Raw genomic sequence first — 18,064 nt, 5'->3', positions numbered from 1 at the left:
CTTGAATAGAAGCCGGTTGAGGTGGAGCAGCCGGTTCAGGCCGGGATACCGGCGGCGAGCAGCTCCACGAAGCCGATGTCCTCGTTCGCCACGCCGAACACCTCGGCGCGGAGCATGGTCCGCTCGGCCCAGGCGCGATGCGGCTTCACTTCGTTCATCTTGTTCGTGTACGCCGACCTGAGCACCCCGCCGCCGCCCTGTTCCGGCCGCAGGATGTCCTGGGCGTCACTGAACTCCTCGTGGCTGACCACGGACAGCGCGTGGACCGGCAGCACATGCGAGGGGTGGATGCAGGTCTTGCCGAGCAGCCCGTTGGCCTGGTCGAGGGTGATCTCGCGCAGCAGCCCGTCCATGGAGTGCTCGATGAGCGCCTCGCGCAGCTCCTCCGCCTGGCCCTCCAGGAAGGGACTGCGGCGCAGCTGCGGCTTGAACATGCGCTCCTGGACGCGGAAGTACTCCCACACCGGCCCGGTCACCGTGAACCCGGTGCCGTCGGCCCGGCCCAGCATGTTCACCACGTCCGAGATCACGGAGGCGACGATCTGCACGTCCCACGCGGTCATGTCGGGGGCCCTGCGCAGGCCGTACGAGGAGCAGAAGTCGGTCACGCCCAGGCGCAGCGCCAGCACCCGCTCGCGGTACTTGTCGACCGCGCGGGAGATGCCCTCCAGGGTCTCCGCCCGCGACTCGCGGTACAGCAGCTCGGGCGACTCCAGCACCGGCATGGCGAACAGGCGCCGCCCGCTCTCGGCCTCGGCGGTCTCCAGGGCCTCCAGGAAGGGGATGCCGCGCTCCTCGGTGAACTTCGGCATCACGAACCCGGACAGCAGCCGGGCGGCCGGTCCGAGACGCCGTACGAGGTCGGGGATCTGCTCCGGGGCCCGCACCCGGACGAACAGCAGCGGAAGGTCCGCCACGCCCCGTCCGGCCAGGTCGGTGAACTGCCTGACGAGGTTCTCCTCGGCGTCCGCGACGTCGTCGTCGCCGATGGAGTCCTCCAGGCACAGCACCATCGAGACCACGCCGTGCCCGGTCTGCTTGACGATGTCGTCGGCGAGTCTGGGCCGGGTGGCCGGGCTGTAGAGCGTCGCTCCCAGGGCCGCGGCGAGCAGCCGGGCCGGGGAGTCCGCGGTGAACGTGCAGGGCTCTTGATGGAAGAGACGCTGCCGCACCTCAGGGGCGATGTGCCCGAAATGACGCATAGATCTCCCCCGTGGTGGTCGAGCAGCCTCTGTGAGCGGTTCACAGTGGCCGGTAATAGTACGTAGAGACTCATGTCACGGGTTCCCGTGAGGCATGAATTTCTGGTAACGCGGGCGAACACACCCGCTTCCACGGGGTTACGACACCTCCGACAATGCGAGTACCCCGCATTGTCGTGACCAGGACCGAGAAGGCAGGATGACCGCATGACGCACGCGATGCTGAAGGGGTCGAACATCCCGCTCGAAGCCACCACGGTACGCGCCGTGCTGCGCTGGTCGCCCGGGCAGGGGGTGCCGGTCGTCGACGCCTCGGCGCTGCTCCTCGGTCCGGACGGTCGTGTGCGATCCGACGAGGACTTCGTCTTCTACAACCAGCCCCGGCATCCTTCCGGGAAGGTCTGGCTGCTCGGCAAGAAGCGCGTCGTCGAGGGCCCCACCGACACGATCCAGACAGACCTGTCCGGGGTCGAGGCCGACGTCAGCCAGATCCTGCTGGTCGCCTCGGCGGAGGACGTCACCTTCGACCGCGTGCAGGGCCTGCGGATCCTGCTGTACGACGCCGCCGTCCCCGACGGCGAGCCGCTGGCCCACTTCGACATCAAGCCGGAGACGGGCCGGGAGACCGCGCTGATCTGCGGCGAGCTGTACCGGCGCGGCGAGGGCTGGAAGTTCCGTGCCCTGGGCGAGGGCTACACCAACGGGCTGCAGGGCCTGGCGACCGACTACGGCATCTCGGTGGACGAGTCGGAGGGGGCGCAGGACGAACGGGAGGCGGCGCCGGAGATCGCGGCGACCGCGGTGGTCCCGCTCCCGCCCCAGCCGTCCGCCCCGACCCAGCAGGCGTCCGACATCTCCTCCCAGCCCCTGCCCCCGGAACAGCCGGCGGGCGTCCCCGCCCAGCCGGCCTACGGCTATCCCCAGCAGCCCGCGGCCGCCGCCGTGGCCCAGCCGGCCTACGGCTATCCGCACCCGACGAGCCAGCCGGCGTACGGCTACCCGCAGGCGGCCACCACGGCCCCGGGCCCGGAGTTCCGCCTGCCGCCGCAAGGGCCACAGTTCATCGGGCGGTGAGGGAGGCAGCTCTCACCGCTCGGCCTTGGCCTTGTACCCCCGCCCCCACTGCAGTCCCCACCCGTACAACCGGTCCAGCTCCGCCTGGAACCCGTACACGAACTTCACCTCGCGCCGCACCATCATCTCCCCCTTCACGTTCTCGATCATCACCACCGCGCACGACCGGGCCTGGGGATGCCGTTCGTCGAGGCCTATCTCGATCCGCGGCCCGTTGCTGGGATACAGCGTCACGATCGCGTGCGTACGGTCGAACGCCGGCGTCTGGTCGTAGATGTACACGAAGACCAGCAGCCGCTTGATGGACTCGCGGTGGTCGAGGTTGACGTACATCGTCTCGCCGGACGCCGACCCGAACCGGTCGTCGCCGCTGAGCTTCACGTACGGCGCCCCGTTGACGTCCCCGAGGAAGCCGCCGAGCGGCTGGACGACCCCCTTGGTGCCGTCCTGGAGCTCGTAGAGGCAGCCCAGGTCGAGGTCGACGTTGACCATGCTCTGGCTGTGCCCGAGGACCTCCGGCGGCTTGAGCGCCCGGAAGGGGTGGCGCAGCAGGCTCTCCCGCTGGGAGCCGCCGAAGTCGGACGTCCGCATCCGCCAGGCCAGGTTGACGCGCAGATGTCCGGTGGCCGCGCCCTGCTTGGTCAGGGAGACCTGGCTGTGCCGTTTGGTCAGCTCGATGGCGTTGCTGGCGGCGTTGCCGGAGTCGAACTCCGCCTCGCGCCCGCGCCGGATCCCGTCGAAGAAACCCATTCCCGCCCCCACGTCTCATGTCACAGGCCTGCGGGGCGGCACCGAGGAGTCGTCCTCGACACCGCCCCGCACAGAGCGTTCCGCACTCAGAAGGTGATCACACCCCGGACGACACCTCAGTCTTCTCGTCCGAGCCCGACGCTTTTCCCTCGGCCGCCGCCAGGGCCTTGTTGCGGCGCACGGAGGACCAGAAGGACCAGCCGATCAGGATGACACCGGTCAGGCCGGTGATGAACTCGTTGATCTGGTACTGGATGGTGACCAGGAGGATCATGGCGAGCGCGCCGATCGCGTAGTGCGCGCCGTGCTCCAGGTACACGTAGTCGTCCAGGGTGCCCTGGCGGACCAGGTAGACCGTGAGCGACCGGACGTACATGGCGCCGATGCCGAGGCCGAGCGCCATCAGGACGATGTCGTTGGTGACGGCGAACGCGCCGATCACGCCGTCGAAGGAGAACGACGCGTCCAGGACCTCCAGGTAGAGGAACATGAAGAACGCGGCCTTGCCGGCCACGACGACCGCCGAGCGCGGCTTGCCGGCGCGGGCGGCCTCTTCCTCCTGCTCGTGCTCGCGCTCCTCCTCCTCTTCGAGCTTGTCCTCGAAGTAGCTGGAGAGACCGCCCACGATCATGTAGGTGATCAGGCCGCCGATGCCGGAGAGGAGAACCGTCTCCGCCTTGTCGACGTGCGTCCCGCCGTGCTGGTGGGCGTGGGTCGCGAAGGTCATCGCGGAGATGAGCAGCACGACCAGGGCGATGCAGACCGACAGCATGTCGACCTTGCCGAGCTTGGCGAGCGGCCGCTCCAGCCAGCCCAGCCACTTGATGTCCCGGTCCTCGAAGACGAAGTCGAGGAAGATCATGAGGAGGAACATGCCACCGAAGGCGGCGATCGACGGGTGCGCGTCGGTCACCAGCTGCTCGTAGCGGTCCTTGTCGGTGAGGGCGAGGTCGACGGCCTCGATCGGGCCCATCGACGCGCTGACGGCGACGATGACGACCGGGAAGACCAGCCGCATGCCGAAGACGGCGATGAGAATGCCGATGGTGAGGAAGATCTTCTGCCAGAAGGCACTCATCTTCTTCAGGATGCCGGCGTTGACCACTGCGTTGTCGAAGGACAGCGAGATCTCGAGGATGGAGAGGATCGCCACGATACCGAAGGCGGCCCACCCCCCGTAGAAGACCGCCGCGACGAGGCCGAGCGCGGTGACCGCGAACGACCAGCCGAAGGTTTTCAGAACCACTGGCTACCCAATCCTGTAAGTACGGGTCTTTACCGCGCCGTACTCGGCTTTACGAAACATTGACTCCGAAGTCTAGAGCGATGCCCCGCAGTCCCGACGCGTACCCCTGTCCCACGGCCCTGAACTTCCATTCGCCCTGGTGGCGATAGACCTCACCGAAGATCATCGCGGTCTCGGTGGAGGCGTCCTCGCTGAGGTCGTAGCGTGCGAGTTCCTGGCCGTCGGCCTGGTTGACCACACGGATGAAGGCATTGCTGACCTGGCCGAACGTCTGGCCACGCTCGTCGGCCAGGTGGATGGAGACCGGAAAGACGATCTTGTCGCACCGGGGCGGCACCGCGGAGAGGTCGATCAGGACCGACTCGTCGTCGCCCTCGCCCTCACCGGTGAGGTTGTCACCGGTGTGCTCGACCGAGCCGTCCGGGCTCTTGAGCTGGTTGTAGAAGACGAACCACTCGTCCCCCAGCACCCGCCCGCCGGCGCACATCAGCGCGCTGGCGTCGAGGTCGAAGTCGGCTCCGGTGGTGGAGCGCGCGTCCCAGCCGAGCCCGATCATCACCTTGGCGAGGTCGGGTGCGGCCTTGGACAGGGAGACGTTGCCTCCCTTGGCAAGCGTGACGCCCATGTTGCTGGTCCCTCCCCGAGACGGTGCTTCTCTGGTTGTCCTGCGCGTCCGGCGCCGCACCCAAACCGTGCGACGCCGGACAGTGGACCGGGACCGCTCAGACGTTGACCCCGAAGTCCTGGGCGATGCCGCGCAGGCCCGAGGCGTAGCCCTGGCCGATGGCGCGGAACTTCCACTCGGCGCCGTGCCGGTAGAGCTCGCCGAAGACCATGGCGGTCTCGGTGGAGGCGTCCTCGGACAGGTCGTACCGGGCGATCTCGGCGCCGCCGGCCTGGTTCACGACGCGGATGAACGCGTTGCGCACCTGGCCGAAGGACTGCTGGCGGTTCTCGGCGTCGTAGATCGAGACCGGGAAGACGATCTTCTCGACGTCGGCCGGGACACCGGCGAGGTCGATCTTGATCTGCTCGTCGTCGCCCTCGCCCTCACCGGTGAGGTTGTCACCGGTGTGCTCGACCGAGCCGTCCGGGCTCTTGAGGTTGTTGAAGAAGATGAAGTGCGCGTCACTGGCGACCTTGCCGGACGAGTTCAGCAGCAGCGCGCTGGCGTCCAGGTCGAAGTCGGTGCCGGTGGTGGTGCGGATGTCCCACCCCAGACCGACGATGACCGCGGTCAGGCCCGGGGCCTCCTTGGTCAGCGATACGTTGCCGCCCTTGCTGAGGCTGACTCCCACGAGTCCTCCATTGGTGTCCAGGGGCGGGGAGCCCCGCCGTGCGTTCGATGTCGGATCAACGAGTCGATCCTAGTGACGGGTTCCCGTACCCCGCAGTCCCTGGACCCGAACAATCACAGGGTGTCGAGCGCCTGGACGTACTCGTTCAGGTCACGCGCGTGGGGCAGGGCGTTGACGACGGTCCAGCGGACCAGGCCCTCCTTGTCGATGACGAAGGTGCCGCGCACCGCGCAGCCCTTGTCCTCGGCGAAGACGCCGTAGGCGCGGGAGACCTCGCCGTGCGGCCAGAAGTCGCTCAGCAGGGGGTAGTCGAGGCCCTCCTGCTCGGCGAAGACGCGCAGGGTGTGGATCGAGTCGTTCGACACGGCGAGCAGCTGGGTGTCGCGGTCCGCGAACCTCGGGAGGTTGTCACGCAGCTCGCACAGCTCGCCGGTGCACACGCCGGTGAAGGCGAAGGGGTAGAAGAGAAGGACGACGTTCTCGCTGCCGCGGAAGTCCGACAGCCGCACGGTGGCGCCGTGGTTGTCCTTCAGCTCGAAGTCGGGAGCCTTGTCGCCGACCTGGATCGCCATCTCCTGGATGTTCCCTTCGGTGAGGCCGTTCGGGTGGCATCCACCCTACGCAGCGCTCACCGGACGGCATCGGACGGGCTGGCGGTGCCAGCCCGTCCGGCGTTCAAGGGTTACTTCTTGGACTTCGCGGCCTTCGGCGTCACCAGCCGGCTGCCGCTCCAGTCCTTGCCGACGCTGACGCTCTTCGACGCGGAGAGCCCGGCCGTCGTCGCGGCTTCGGAGATGTCGCTCGGCTCCACGTAGCCGTCCCGGCCGGTCTTCGGCGTCAGCAGCAGAATCGAGCCGCCCTCCTCGATGTACGTGGTGGCATCCACCAGCACATCCGTCAGGTCGCCGTCCTCGTCGCGGAACCACAGCACCACGGCATCGGCTACATCGTCGTAGTCCTCATCCACAAGGTCGCTGCCGATGACTTCCTCAATGGCCTCGCGGAGTTCCTGGTCTACGTCGTCGTCGTAGCCGATCTCCTGGACCACCTGCTCGGGCTGGAACCCCAGCCTGACGGCAGGGTTCGTCCGCTCCTCCGCGTGGTCCGCGGTCGCGCTCACGGGTTGCCTCCTGATCATGTTTTCGAATGGGGGTCCCCCCTGGCCCCTTCAGGGCCTTGGGGGGAGTCTCAGCCACGCGCGTGCGCGCAGCATTGGCCGTAGTCCACACGGGCGGGACGGATCGCGCAAGTACCCGGCCGTTCAGACCGCCGAAACGGTGACGTTCCCGGCCGTGTCGCCGCAACCTACGGCACACCGTCCCGACCCGGGGGTGACGCAGCCCACACCTTTGTGCCCCGTTTGTGCGTTTGGGAACCTTCCCCGGGGACAAACCCTGGACCCGGTGCTGGACCAGGACCCGGTTACCTCACAGTAGAGGTGACGTTTGCCCTCCCGAGGTACACGATGGGGAACGGTGCAGGTAGACCGATAACCTCCAGAACACAGGGAAAAGCAGCCCTCTGACAGGTAAGGAACAGCGTGGCTTCCGGATCCGATCGCAACCCGATCATCATTGGCGGCCTTCCGAGTCAGGTTCCTGACTTCGACCCCGAGGAAACCCAGGAGTGGCTCGACTCCCTGGACGCCGCCGTCGACGAGCGCGGCCGGGAGCGGGCCCGCTATCTGATGCTGCGGCTGATCGAGCGTGCCCGCGAGAAGCGCGTGGCCGTGCCCGAGATGCGCAGCACGGACTACGTCAACACCATCCCCACCAAGAGCGAGCCGTTCTTCCCCGGCAACGAGGAGATCGAGCGCAGGATCCTGAACGCGACCCGGTGGAACGCCGCGGTCATGGTGTCCAGGGCCCAGCGGCCCGGCATCGGGGTCGGCGGTCACATCGCCACCTTCGCCTCCTCCGCCTCGCTCTACGACGTCGGCTTCAACCACTTCTTCCGCGGCAAGGACGAGGGCGACGGCGGCGACCAGGTCTTCTTCCAGGGCCACGCCTCTCCGGGCATCTACGCGCGCGCGTACCTGCTGGACCGGCTGAACGAGCGGAACCTGGACGCCTTCCGGCAGGAGAAGTCGAGGGCGCCGTACGGCCTGTCGAGCTACCCGCACCCGCGGCTGATGCCGGACTTCTGGGAGTTCCCGACCGTGTCCATGGGGCTCGGCCCGATCGGCGCGATCTACCAGGCGCGGATGAACCGCTACATGCACGCGCGCGGGATCGCCGACACCTCGAAGTCGCAGGTGTGGGCGTTCCTCGGCGACGGCGAGATGGACGAGCCGGAGTCGCTGGGCCAGCTGTCCATCGCCGCCCGCGAGGGCCTGGACAACCTCACCTTCGTCGTCAACTGCAACCTCCAGCGGCTCGACGGCCCGGTGCGCGGCAACGGCAAGATCATCCAGGAGCTGGAGTCGGTCTTCCGGGGCGCCGGCTGGAACGTGATCAAGCTGGTGTGGGACCGCACCTGGGACCCGCTGCTGGCGCAGGACCGCGACGGCGTGCTGGTCAACAAGATGAACACCACGCCGGACGGCCAGTTCCAGACGTACGCCACCGAGACCGGCGCGTACATCCGCGACCACTTCTTCGGCGACGACCACCGGCTGCGCGCGATGGTCGAGAACATGACCGACGACCAGATCCTGCACCTGGGCCGCGGCGGCCACGACCACCGGAAGATCTTCGCCGCGTACAAGGCGGCCGTCGAGCACAAGGGCCAGCCGACGGTGATCCTCGCCAAGACCATCAAGGGCTGGACGCTGGGTCCCAACTTCGAGGGCCGCAACGCCACGCACCAGATGAAGAAGCTGACGGTCGACGACCTCAAGGGCTTCCGCGACCGGCTGCACCTGCCCATCTCCGACAAGGAGCTGGAGGGCGGCCTGCCGCCGTACTACCACCCGGGCCGCGACTCGGAAGAGATCCAGTACATGCACGACCGCCGCAACTCGCTCGGCGGCTACGTCCCGACGCGTGTGGTGCGCTCCAAGCCGCTCGCCCTGCCCGAGGACAAGACGTACGCGGCCGTGAAGAAGGGCTCCGGCCAGCAGTCCATCGCCACGACCATGGCGTTCGTACGGCTCCTCAAGGACCTCATGCGGGACAAGGAGATCGGCAAGCGGTTCGTGCTGATCGCGCCGGACGAGTACCGCACGTTCGGCATGGACTCCTTCTTCCCGAGTGCGAAGATCTACAACCCACTCGGCCAGCAGTACGAGGCCGTGGACCGGGACCTGCTGCTCGCGTACAAGGAGTCGCCGACCGGGCAGATGCTGCACGACGGCATCTCCGAGGCGGGCTGCACGGCCTCGCTGATCGCCGCGGGTTCGGCGTACGCCACGCACGGCGAGCCGCTCATCCCGGTGTACGTCTTCTACTCGATGTTCGGTTTCCAGCGCACCGGCGACCAGTTCTGGCAGATGTCGGACCAGCTGGCGCGCGGTTTCGTCCTGGGCGCGACCGCCGGCCGCACGACCCTGACCGGTGAGGGTCTCCAGCACGCGGACGGCCACTCGCAGCTGCTCGCGTCGACCAACCCGGGCTGTGTGGCGTACGACCCGGCCTACGGCTTCGAGATCGCGCACATCGTGCAGGACGGGCTGCGCCGGATGTACGGCGGCTCCGAGGAGCACCCGCACGGCGAGGACGTCTTCTACTACCTCACCGTCTACAACGAGCCGATCCAGCACCCGGCCGAGCCCGCGAACGTGGACGCCGAGGGCATCGTCAAGGGCATCCACCGGTTCAGCGAGGGCACCTCGGGGTCGATCCCGGCGCAGATCATGGCGTCCGGTGTGGCGGTCCCGTGGGCGGTCGAGGCGCAGAAGATCCTCGCCGAGGAGTGGAACGTGAAGGCCGACGTCTGGTCGGCGACCTCCTGGAACGAGCTGCGGCGCGAGGCCGTGGCGTGCGAGGAGCACAATCTGCTGCACCCCGAGGAGGAGCAGCGGGTGCCGTACGTGACGCGCAAGCTGACCGGTGCTCAGGGTCCGTTCGTGGCCGTCTCCGACTGGATGCGGTCGGTTCCGGACCAGATCGCGCGGTGGGTGCCGGGCACGTACCAGTCGCTGGGTGCCGACGGCTTCGGCTTCGCGGACACGCGCGGCGCGGCCCGGCGGTTCTTCCACATCGACGCGCAGTCGATCGTGGTGGGCGTGCTCACCGAACTGGCCAGGGAGGGCAAGGTCGACCGGTCGGTGCTGAAGCAGGCCATCGACCGCTACCAGCTGCTCGACGTCTCGGCGGCCGATCCGGGGGCCGCGGGCGGCGACGCGTAGCGCCTCCGGCAGGCACGACCGAGGGCGGTGGGGCCGGCGGCCCCGCCGCCCTTACGGTTTCTTTACGATGCGGTCATGAAAGAACCATCGGCGCAGGTGCGCTGGGAACGGCGCACCCAGCGGCCCCTGCTGGCGCTCTCGGTGCTGTTCGCCGTCGCCTACGCCGTGCCCATCGTGGTCAGTCCGGTGAGCCGGTCGCTGACGGTCGTGTGCACGGCGGTCGAGTGGGGGGTGTGGGGGACGTTCGCCGTCGACTATCTGGTGCGGCTGGTCCTCGCGGACGACCGCGCGCGGTTCGTGCGGACGCACTGGCTGGACCTGGCCGCGGTGCTGCTGCCGCTGATCCAGCCGCTGCGGCTGCTGCGGCTGGTGTCGACGCTGCTGCTGGTGCAGCGGCGGGCACGGATGGCCTCGCAGATCCGGCTGACGACGTATGTCGCGGGGGCGGTGGTCGGGCTGCTGATGTTCGGGTCGCTGGCCGTGCTGTCGGTGGAGCGGGAGTCGGCGGACGGGAACATCCGGACACTGGGTGACGCGGTGTGGTGGTCGTTCACCACCATGACGACCGTGGGGTACGGGGACCACGCGCCGACCACCGGACTGGGGCGGGTGATCGCGGTGGGGCTGATGCTGTCCGGGATCGCGCTGCTGGGTGTGGTGACCGCGAACATCGCCGCGTGGTTCGTCTCCCGCTTCGAGAAGGACGACGTGGAGGAGCGCCGGCAGACCGAGGCGATCCGGCTGCTGGCCGACGAGGTGCGGGCGCTGCGGACGGAGGTCGCGGCACTGCGGGAGCGGTCGCCCGGACCGTGACCCCGGCCGGGACATGAAGGCGGGCCCCCGGTCGTCCCACCGGGGGCCCTTCCCTCACTCGCCCCGGGTCAGAACACGCCGTACCCCGGGGTGGCCGCTCCGGCGAGTGCGATGACTGCCAGGAGCGTGTCGATGGCGCCCAGGACGAGGGCGACCAGGGCCGGGACCGAGCGGCTGCCGCCCGCCCGGCTGCGGCCCATGGCGAGCCGGCCACAGACGATCGCGACCGGGCCGAGGATGATCCCCAGCACGAAGAAACCGGCGATCGCGCAGATGGCTCCGATGAGTGCGAGCGTCGCACGATCCGGCCCGGTCCGTGACCACGTCCGGCCACGTGAGCGAGGGTGTCCGCGCGTTCCGCTTCGGTAGCTCGCCATCATCAACTCCCAGAACCCCCGCATCAGTTGGGGTTCGTTCTCGGGTTCGTTGATGCGGGTACCCCGGGTTCGGCCGGTCATCCCCCGGCTTTTCCCGCTCGCTTTCCGGCCTTGCGGCGCGCCGCCCCCCTCCGGCAGCGCGCCGCAGCGCCGTCGCCCTCGTCGTACGAGATCCCCGAACGTGCCGGGGGAACTTGCCGTACCGGAGGGCTTGACCCACTGTGACGTGTGGCGCGTACCGGGTGCGAGGAATCTTTAGCGTTGTCACCCTGATAGGGGAACTCGGCCCATTCCTCCGGGAGTTCCGCGGGCCCGGCGCGCCCCGGGTCAGATGTGCCCGACCCCCGCGCCCGTCTCCGCGTTCTCGCCGCGCTTGGTGAGCAGCGCGACCAGGACGGCGACCACGGCGACACCGGCGGCGACCAGGGACGCCAGGCTCATGCCGGAGACGAAGGTGTCGTGCGCGACGTCACCGATCTTGGCGGCGACGGCCTCCGGCGTGTTCGGGGCGACCGGTGCCACGCCGACCTGGACCGCCTCCGCGGCCTGGTCCAGCTGGGCCGGGGTGAGCGGCGGGAGGCCCGCGTCCTTCCAGTTGCCCGCGAGGTCGCTGTCGACCTTGGACGCCATCACCGCGCCGAGGACGGCCGTACCGAGGCTGCCGCCGATCTGCATCGCGGCCTGCTGGAGGCCGCCGGCGACACCGGAGAGCTCCATCGGGGCGTTGCCGACGATGACCTCGGTGGCGCCGACCATGACGGGCGCCAGGCCGAGGCCCAGCAGGGCGAACCAGAGGGACATCAGGCCGCTGCCGGTGCCCGCGTCCAGCGTGGACATGCCGGCCATGGCGAGCGCGACGGCCGCCATGCCGCCGGCCAGCGGGACCCGCGGGCCGAACTTGGTGATCATCGCGCCGGCGAGCGGGGAGCCGACGATCATCATCCCGGTGAGCGGGAGCAGGTGCAGACCGGCGTCGATCGGGCTCATACCGTGCACGTTCTGGAGGTAGAACGTCACGAAGAACAGGCCGCCCATGAAGGCGATGGCCATCAGGACCATCAGCACGACACCCGCGGACAGCGGGACCGAGCGGAACAGCGCCAGCGGGATCAGCGGCTCCTTGACCTTCGTCTCCCAGAAGGCGAAGAGGGCGAAGCCGACGACGGACACCACGACGAACGTCCACGTGCGGCCGTCGCCCCAGCCCCACTCGGGAGCCTTGATCAGGGCCCACACCAGGCAGAACATCGCGGCCGACAGCAGGGCGATGCCCAGCACGTCGAAGGAGCGCGGGGCGTTCTCGGCACGGTGGTCGAGCAGGATCCACACGCCGAGGGCCACGGCGAGGAGACCGACCGGCACGTTGATGAAGAACACCGACTGCCAGTTGACGTGCTCGACCAGGACACCGCCGAGGATCGGGCCGCCCGCGGTCGAGGCGCCGATCACCATGCCCCAGATGCCGATGGCCATGTTGAGCTTCTCGGCGGGGAAGGTCGCGCGCAGCAGGCCGAGCGCGGCCGGCATTAGCAGGGCGCCGAACAGGCCCTGCAGGACGCGGAAGACGATGACCAGCGCGATGCTGCTGGACAGGCCGATGGCCCCGGAGGCGGCGGCGAAGCCGACCACGCCGATCAGGAACGTCTGCCGGTGGCCGAAGCGGTCACCGAGCTTGCCCGCGGTGATCAGGCAGACCGCGAGGGCGAGGAAGTAGCCGTTGGTGATCCACTGGACGTCGGCGAAGCTGGCGTTCAGGTCCTTCTGGATGGCGGGGTTGGCTATCGCCACGATGGTGCCGTCGAGGGCCACCATCATGACCCCGACCGCGACAGTGATGAGCGTGAACCAGGGGTGGCCGCGCAGTCCGGACGACGGCGCGCCCGACGAGGAGGACGGCGCCCCGTCCCCCGGCCCCGTCTTGTCGATGGTGGTCTGACTAGTCATGCGTTCGAGGCTAATGACAGCCGCTGACAATTGACAAACTGATTCACAAGTCGGTAACTGTCACGACACTTGCCCCTAGCCTGAACTGGTCGGACGGTGCGAAGGAGAGACCCATGGACACGGCATCACGGCCGGGCCTGCGCGAGCTCAAGAAGCAGCGCACCCGGGACGCGCTGCTGCGGGCCGCCCTCGAACTGTTCATCAGCCGGGGCTACGAGGGCACCACCGTCGACGACATCGCCGAGGCGGTCGAGGTCTCGCAGCGCACCTTCTTCCGCTACTTCGCCGGCAAGGAGGAGGCCGCCCTCGCCCTCCAGGACAGGACCGTGGCGCACTTCGTCGAGTCGGTGCGCGAGCGCCCGCCGCACGAGGCCCCGATGGAGGCGCTGCGCCAGGCCGTGCTGGAGGGATGGGACACCCTCAACGAGCTCGTGGAGGCCGTCGTCCCGGTCGAGGTCCATCTGCGCATGTACCGGCTGATCGAGTCGACCCCCGTGCTGCTCGCCGCCTATCTGCGCCGCTCCGACGAGGCGGAGGAGGAGATCGCGCGCGTGCTCGCCGCGCGGGAGGGCCTCGACGTGGACGCGGACCCGCGCCCGCGGCTGGCGGTGGCCGTCTTCAGCGGTGTGATGCGGGTGACGGGACGGCAGTGGAGCACCGGCGAGGACTTCAGCCTGGCGGCGATCCGGGAACTGACGGAGCGTTACCTGACGCAGGTGGGACCGGCACTGACGGGGAACTGGCGAACAAGCTGACCTTCTGCCCCAGTTGTCTACCTTTTGCTCAAACGTGATTCACGCCACTTGATGCACGCGAGACCCGTTCGTTCTCCTAGTGTGTCCTTTCAGTGACTTCCTTCGACACCTCCCCGCAGATGAACGTCTGGCGCGCGCTGCTCGCGTTGGCCGTCGTGTTCGTAATGCTGGCGACCACCGGCTGGACCGCGCTGCGCAGCCAGGGGAGCACCTCCGCACTCAAGGCCTCGCTCTCGGAGTGGGAGCACGGCCGCCTCCACGGACGGGCCCTGCCCGACCCGGACACCGCGCCGCAGCGCCTCGCCCGCTTCTTCGCCGCGCTCACCGTCCAGGAGCGCGCCGGCCTCGCCCGGCGCTACCCGCTCGCGGTCGGCAACATGAACGGCGCCCCCGCCGAGCTGCGCTACCGCGCCAACCGGATCGCGCTCGGCCAGGCCGGCGAGGAGGAGCAAAAACGCATGCGGGACACGCGGCTCTCGCCGGACGGGCAGCGGGAGGCGGGCCGGCGTATGCACCGCTACGAGGCGCTGATGGCCGAGGGCCGCCACATCCTGGCCTTCGACCCCGGCGGCACGGGCCGGGTCGCCGAGGTGTTCGGGGACCTCAGCACGGCCCAGCGGGTCTCCGTCGTCGTTCCCGGCGTCGACACCGACCTGCTGACCTTCCAGCGCACCAGCCGCAGATACGCCGCGCCGGCCGGTATGGCCGAGGCCCTCCACCGGGCCGAGCGCGCGGCGAGCCCGGCGACGCGTACGGCCGTCATCGCCTGGGCCGACTACACGGCGCCCGCCGGGCTCGGCATCGACTCCGCCACCGCGATGCGCGCGGCGGAGGGCGCGGTCCGGCTGAACGCGCTGGTGCGCGGCCTGCCCGGCGACTCCCCGGTCTCCCTCTTCTGCCACAGCTACGGCTCCGTGGTGTGCGGCCTGGCCGCGCGCACGCTGCCGGGCCGGGTGGCCGACATCGCGGTGGCGGGCAGCCCCGGGATGCGTGTCGCGAGCGCCGCCCACCTGCGCACCTCCGCGCGCGTGTGGGCGATGCGGGACACCGACGACTGGATCCAGGACGTGCCGTACCTGGAGGTCGGCTGGTTCGGCCACGGTGCCGACCCGATGTCCTCCGCGTTCGGCGCCCGCGTGCTGTCCTCGCGGGGCGCGGACGGGCACAGCGGCTATTTCGTCCCGGGCACCCAGAGCCTGCTGAACTTCGCGGAGATCGGTGTCGGCGCGTACCGCGCGGTGCACTGCGCGGGCGGTACGCAAGCCTGCCGGACGGGTTTCTCCGGTACCACGACGGCCGGACGCGCGTAGCGCCGCAGGAACCGCGGTCTGCGCGGGGAGGGGACGAAGGACCTCATGCCGCATACGATGAGCCGCATGGGTGACGTACTGGCCGGGTTTCATGCCGCCTGGGAGTTCGAGTCCGACTCCGTGCTCATCCGCTACGAACGGGGTATTCGCACGCCCAAGCTGTTCCAGGCTCTGGGAGAACGGCGGGTCCCCCTGGAGGCGCTCTGCGGGGTGACGCTCACCCCCGGCCGGCGCGGCACGGTCGTCCTGCGCGCCGCACCGCGCCCCGGCGCCGACCCGCTGATGGAGGCGGCCGCGGGACAGCTGAAGGAAGGCTGCGATCCGTACCGGCTGGTGCTGCCGCTGGAGCGCGAGACACTCGCCGAGTACTACGCCGACGAGCTGCGGGCGCGGCTGACCGCTGCGGACGACGGGCCGGCCGAGAGGTTCCTGGTGCCGGCGCCCGAGGTGCCGCTGCAGTTCAAGGCGTACGACGGGAAGGCGTCCTTCGACGGGCGGACCGTGCACTTCCGCTGGTTCTGGACGGGGGCGTCGTCGGCGAAGTGGAAGGCCGGGGACCAGAGTTTCCAGGTCGCCGAGTTGAGCGGGGTGCAGTGGCGGTCGCCGGAGCTGTTCGAGGGGCATCTGCGGCTGCTGCGGCGGGACGCGGGCGAGCCGTCGGCGCAGGCCGACCAGGATCCGGCGGCCGTGGTCTTCGGGCTGGGGTACGGACCCGTGCACGAGTCGCTGCCGTTCGCCGCGGCGGTCCTGTCGGCCCTGCGGGAGCGGGGGCCGGTCGCGGCCGTACCCGCGGCCGGCTCCCGCCGGGACCCCGCCGACATCGCCGATCGCATCCGTCACCTCGGGGAGCTGCACCAGGCGGGCCTGGTGACGGACGAGGAGTTCTCCGTGAAGAAGGCTCAGCTGCTGGCGGAGCTCTAGCTACTCGCGTCCGGCCGACGTGAACGCCATGTCCGCGTAGCGGTCGCCCGCCACCTGTGCCGCGATCGGCTCCAGGAGGGCCAGTTGCTCCTCCGTCAGCTCGATGCCCGTCGCTGCCGTGTTCTCCTCGATCCGGGCGACCCTGCGCGTGCCCGGGATCGGGACCACCGGGAGGCCGTGCACCGCCGCCCGCCGCTGCACCCAGGCCAGTGCCACCTGCCCGAGCGAGACGCCGTGGGCCTCGGCCACCGCGCGGACCGGCTCCAGCAGGGCCACGTTCGAGGCGGCGTTCTCGCCGGTGAAGCGGGGCTGCCGGCGGCGGAAGTCGTCGGAGGTCAGGTCCGTGTCGGCGTTGGCGAAGGAACCCGTGAGGAAGCCCCGGCCCAGCGGGGAGTACGGCACCAGGGCCACGCCCAGTTCGCGGGCCGCCGGCACCACCTGCGCCTCGATGTCCCGGCTGAACAGCGACCACTCCGACTGCACCGCGGCGATCGGGTGGACGGCCTGCGCGGCCCGCAGCTCCGCCGCCGTGACCTCGCTCAGCCCCAAGTGCTTGACCTTGCCCTCGCGCACCAGCTCGGCCATGACGCCGACGGTCTCCTCGATCGGCACGTTCACATCGCGCCGGTGCATGTAGTAGAGGTCGATGACGTCGACGTCCAGGCGGGTCAGGCTCGCCTCGACGGCCTGGCGGATGTAGGGCGGGTCGTTGCGGATGATCCGCCGGGCCGGGTCGTCCGGCGGGATCGCCAGGGCGAACTTGGTGGCGATCACGACGTCGTCGCGGTGCGCCGTGAAGAACGGGGCGAGGAACCGCTCGTTCTCCCCCGCGCCGTACGCGTCCGCCGTGTCGTACAGGGTCACGCCGAGTTCCAGGGCCCGTTCCAGGGTGGCCCGGGCCTCGTCGGCGTCCGTGGGGCCGTACGCGAAGCTCATCCCCATGCAGCCGAGGCCCTGCACGCCCACCTCGGGGCCGCCGTCGCCGAGCCGTACCGCGGGGATCCTGCCGTCCTTGCCGTTGGTCATCAGGACCTCTCCGACGCCAGGGCACGCCCGGCGTCCGCGTAGAAACCGATCTTCCGGTCGAGGACCGCGAGCGTGTCCTGAAGTTCCGCGATCCGGGCGAGGACGTCCTCGCGGGTCGCCTTCAGCAGCTCGAAGCGGTCGCCGTACGTGTGGTCGCCCTCGCGCACCAGCTCGGCGTACCGCACCATGTCCGCGACCGGCATGCCGGTCAGCCGCAGCTTGCCGACCAGGTCGAGCCAGTCGAGGTCGCGGTTGCTGTACCGGCGCTGGCCGGTGTGCGAGCGGTCTATGTGCGGCATCAGGCCGATGCGCTCGTACCAGCGCAGCGTGTGCGCGGTGAGGCCGGTGATCGCGACGACCTCGCTGATCGTGTAGCTGTCCCGGCCCTCCGGACGCCTGCGGGCATGCGGCGGGGTTGCGCAGCTGTCGGTCCTGGTACCCGGGGTCTCCGTCACCGTCATGGCCTCAACGCTATGGCCTTGGAGTGCACTCCAAGCAAGCGGAACCGGTTAAGAAATCGGCAGGACGCGACACCGGCCTGCTGGCTAGCGTGCGGGACATGAGTGAGGTACGTCGGGCCACGGCCGAGGACGCGGAGGAAGTGCTCCGGCTGCGTCAGGTGATGATCGACTCGGTGTTCGCCGGCGCGGACGCGGGCGCCGCGTCCACGAGCTGGCACACCGGCTCCCTGCCCGTCCTGCGCGCCCGGCTCGCCGAACCGGAGGGGGACTTCGCGGCGTTCGTCGTGGACCGTCCGGAGCGGCCGGGGGCCCTGGCGGCACTGGCGGCCGGCACGGAGGAGTACCGCATCGGACGGGCCGGCAACCCGCACGGACGGGTGGGCCACGTCTTCAGCGTGGCCACCGACCCGGACGCCCGGCGCCGGGGACACGCGCGCGCGTGCGTGGAGGAGCTGCTGCGGTGGTTCCGCGAACGGGGCGTCGCGCAGGTGGACCTGAACGCGTCCGCCGCGGCCGAACCGCTCTACGCGTCCCTGGGCTTCGTGCGCAAGCCGGACCCCTCGATGCGGCTGACGTTCTGAGCGGCTTAGGCTCGTCGG

At 69.7% G+C, this 18,064-nt stretch carries 18 protein-coding genes; 7 read left to right on the top strand and 11 right to left on the bottom strand.

The features are described from left to right. Positions 1 to 35 precede the first annotated feature (35 nt). Positions 36 to 1,202, bottom strand: a complete 1,167-nt coding sequence (locus ACWD0J_RS23575) for an HpcH/HpaI aldolase/citrate lyase family protein (RefSeq protein WP_451497787.1) — start codon at positions 1,200 to 1,202, stop codon at positions 36 to 38. Between the two features lie 207 nt (positions 1,203 to 1,409). Between ACWD0J_RS23575 and ACWD0J_RS23570 the strand changes: the two genes are divergently transcribed. Then, entirely contained in the window at positions 1,410 to 2,276 is an 867-nt protein-coding gene (locus ACWD0J_RS23570; RefSeq protein WP_451497786.1) for a TerD family protein, read from the top strand. A gap of 12 nt (positions 2,277 to 2,288) precedes the next feature. On the opposite strand, the gene ACWD0J_RS23565 is transcribed toward ACWD0J_RS23570, so the two are convergent. The 6 genes from ACWD0J_RS23565 to ACWD0J_RS23540 form a co-directional block, all read right to left on the bottom strand. After that, positions 2,289 to 3,026 carry a TerD family protein gene (locus tag ACWD0J_RS23565; protein ID WP_451497785.1) on the bottom strand — a complete coding sequence of 246 codons (738 nt, stop codon included), beginning with the start codon at positions 3,024 to 3,026 and terminating at the stop codon, positions 2,289 to 2,291. 97 nt (positions 3,027 to 3,123) lie between these two features. Next, positions 3,124 to 4,272, bottom strand: a complete 1,149-nt coding sequence (locus ACWD0J_RS23560; protein ID WP_451497784.1) for a DUF475 domain-containing protein — start codon at positions 4,270 to 4,272, stop codon at positions 3,124 to 3,126. 49 nt (positions 4,273 to 4,321) lie between these two features. Then, positions 4,322 to 4,897, bottom strand: coding sequence for a TerD family protein (locus tag ACWD0J_RS23555; protein WP_451497783.1), 576 nt, complete (start codon positions 4,895 to 4,897; stop codon positions 4,322 to 4,324). A gap of 97 nt (positions 4,898 to 4,994) precedes the next feature. Continuing rightward, complete coding sequence (locus ACWD0J_RS23550; protein ID WP_286062136.1) at positions 4,995 to 5,570, bottom strand: calcium homeostasis/redox stress adaptation protein; 576 nt, start codon at positions 5,568 to 5,570, stop codon at positions 4,995 to 4,997. Positions 5,571 to 5,683: 113 nt separating this feature from the next. Beyond that, on the bottom strand, positions 5,684 to 6,142 hold the full coding sequence (locus ACWD0J_RS23545; RefSeq protein WP_451497782.1) for a peroxiredoxin: 459 nt from the start codon (positions 6,140 to 6,142) through the stop codon (positions 5,684 to 5,686). A 110-nt stretch (positions 6,143 to 6,252) separates the two neighbouring features. Beyond that, positions 6,253 to 6,690 carry a DUF3052 domain-containing protein gene (locus ACWD0J_RS23540; protein ID WP_451497781.1) on the bottom strand — a complete coding sequence of 146 codons (438 nt, stop codon included), beginning with the start codon at positions 6,688 to 6,690 and terminating at the stop codon, positions 6,253 to 6,255. Positions 6,691 to 7,110: 420 nt separating this feature from the next. Between ACWD0J_RS23540 and aceE the strand changes: the two genes are divergently transcribed. Beyond that, complete coding sequence (gene aceE / locus ACWD0J_RS23535; protein ID WP_451497780.1) at positions 7,111 to 9,858, top strand: pyruvate dehydrogenase (acetyl-transferring), homodimeric type; 2,748 nt, start codon at positions 7,111 to 7,113, stop codon at positions 9,856 to 9,858. 75 nt (positions 9,859 to 9,933) lie between these two features. Continuing rightward, complete coding sequence (locus ACWD0J_RS23530; RefSeq protein ID WP_451497779.1) at positions 9,934 to 10,671, top strand: potassium channel family protein; 738 nt, start codon at positions 9,934 to 9,936, stop codon at positions 10,669 to 10,671. A gap of 68 nt (positions 10,672 to 10,739) precedes the next feature. Here ACWD0J_RS23530 and ACWD0J_RS23525 read toward each other — a convergent pair whose 3' ends face one another. Together ACWD0J_RS23525 and ACWD0J_RS23520 are read right to left on the bottom strand one after the other, a co-directional pair. Then, positions 10,740 to 11,051, bottom strand: a complete 312-nt coding sequence (locus ACWD0J_RS23525; protein WP_451497822.1) for a small hydrophobic protein — start codon at positions 11,049 to 11,051, stop codon at positions 10,740 to 10,742. A gap of 324 nt (positions 11,052 to 11,375) precedes the next feature. After that, complete coding sequence (locus ACWD0J_RS23520) at positions 11,376 to 12,992, bottom strand: MFS transporter (protein WP_451497778.1); 1,617 nt, start codon at positions 12,990 to 12,992, stop codon at positions 11,376 to 11,378. Between the two features lie 113 nt (positions 12,993 to 13,105). Between ACWD0J_RS23520 and ACWD0J_RS23515 the strand changes: the two genes are divergently transcribed. From ACWD0J_RS23515 to ACWD0J_RS23505, 3 genes are all read left to right on the top strand, one after another. After that, positions 13,106 to 13,747, top strand: a complete 642-nt coding sequence (locus ACWD0J_RS23515; RefSeq protein WP_451497777.1) for a TetR family transcriptional regulator — start codon at positions 13,106 to 13,108, stop codon at positions 13,745 to 13,747. A gap of 92 nt (positions 13,748 to 13,839) precedes the next feature. Further along, the gene (locus ACWD0J_RS23510; RefSeq protein WP_451497776.1) at positions 13,840 to 15,057 is read left to right on the top strand and encodes an alpha/beta hydrolase; all 1,218 of its coding nucleotides are present in this window, start codon (positions 13,840 to 13,842) and stop codon (positions 15,055 to 15,057) included. A gap of 57 nt (positions 15,058 to 15,114) precedes the next feature. Beyond that, complete coding sequence (locus ACWD0J_RS23505) at positions 15,115 to 15,978, top strand: DUF4429 domain-containing protein (protein ID WP_451497821.1); 864 nt, start codon at positions 15,115 to 15,117, stop codon at positions 15,976 to 15,978. On the opposite strand, the gene ACWD0J_RS23500 is transcribed toward ACWD0J_RS23505, so the two are convergent. Both ACWD0J_RS23500 and ACWD0J_RS23495 read right to left on the bottom strand, forming a co-directional pair. Further along, complete coding sequence (locus tag ACWD0J_RS23500) at positions 15,979 to 17,004, bottom strand: aldo/keto reductase (RefSeq protein WP_451497775.1); 1,026 nt, start codon at positions 17,002 to 17,004, stop codon at positions 15,979 to 15,981. Further along, entirely contained in the window at positions 17,004 to 17,465 is a 462-nt protein-coding gene (locus tag ACWD0J_RS23495; protein ID WP_451497774.1) for a MerR family transcriptional regulator, read from the bottom strand. The genes ACWD0J_RS23500 and ACWD0J_RS23495 overlap by 1 nt, the downstream gene beginning before the upstream one ends. Before the next feature lie 98 nt (positions 17,466 to 17,563). Between ACWD0J_RS23495 and ACWD0J_RS23490 the strand changes: the two genes are divergently transcribed. Beyond that, complete coding sequence (locus tag ACWD0J_RS23490; protein ID WP_451497773.1) at positions 17,564 to 18,046, top strand: GNAT family N-acetyltransferase; 483 nt, start codon at positions 17,564 to 17,566, stop codon at positions 18,044 to 18,046. The last annotated feature ends 18 nt before the right edge of the window (positions 18,047 to 18,064 follow it).

The sequence above is a fragment of the Streptomyces sp. NPDC003011 genome (genome assembly GCF_053591515.1).
Note: the sequence above shows the minus strand (reverse complement) of the source record. Positions and strands in the feature narration are given on the sequence as shown.

Bases quoted from the DNA above. Each gene is read 5' to 3' on its own strand.
- ACWD0J_RS23520 (WP_451497778.1), bottom strand. From the start codon at position 12,992: ATGACTAGTCAGACCACCATCGACAAGACGGGGCCGGGGGACGGGGCG.
- ACWD0J_RS23495 (WP_451497774.1), bottom strand. From the start codon at position 17,465: ATGACGGTGACGGAGACCCCGGGTACCAGGACCGACAGCTGCGCAACC.
- ACWD0J_RS23505 (WP_451497821.1), top strand. From the start codon at position 15,115: ATGAGCCGCATGGGTGACGTACTGGCCGGGTTTCATGCCGCCTGGGAG.
- ACWD0J_RS23575 (WP_451497787.1), bottom strand. From the start codon at position 1,202: ATGCGTCATTTCGGGCACATCGCCCCTGAGGTGCGGCAGCGTCTCTTC.
- ACWD0J_RS23490 (WP_451497773.1), top strand. From the start codon at position 17,564: ATGAGTGAGGTACGTCGGGCCACGGCCGAGGACGCGGAGGAAGTGCTC.
- ACWD0J_RS23500 (WP_451497775.1), bottom strand. From the start codon at position 17,004: ATGACCAACGGCAAGGACGGCAGGATCCCCGCGGTACGGCTCGGCGAC.
- ACWD0J_RS23515 (WP_451497777.1), top strand. From the start codon at position 13,106: ATGGACACGGCATCACGGCCGGGCCTGCGCGAGCTCAAGAAGCAGCGC.
- ACWD0J_RS23570 (WP_451497786.1), top strand. From the start codon at position 1,410: ATGACGCACGCGATGCTGAAGGGGTCGAACATCCCGCTCGAAGCCACC.
- ACWD0J_RS23530 (WP_451497779.1), top strand. From the start codon at position 9,934: ATGAAAGAACCATCGGCGCAGGTGCGCTGGGAACGGCGCACCCAGCGG.
- ACWD0J_RS23565 (WP_451497785.1), bottom strand. From the start codon at position 3,026: ATGGGTTTCTTCGACGGGATCCGGCGCGGGCGCGAGGCGGAGTTCGAC.
- ACWD0J_RS23545 (WP_451497782.1), bottom strand. From the start codon at position 6,142: ATGGCGATCCAGGTCGGCGACAAGGCTCCCGACTTCGAGCTGAAGGAC.
- ACWD0J_RS23555 (WP_451497783.1), bottom strand. From the start codon at position 4,897: ATGGGCGTCACGCTTGCCAAGGGAGGCAACGTCTCCCTGTCCAAGGCC.
- ACWD0J_RS23525 (WP_451497822.1), bottom strand. From the start codon at position 11,051: ATGATGGCGAGCTACCGAAGCGGAACGCGCGGACACCCTCGCTCACGT.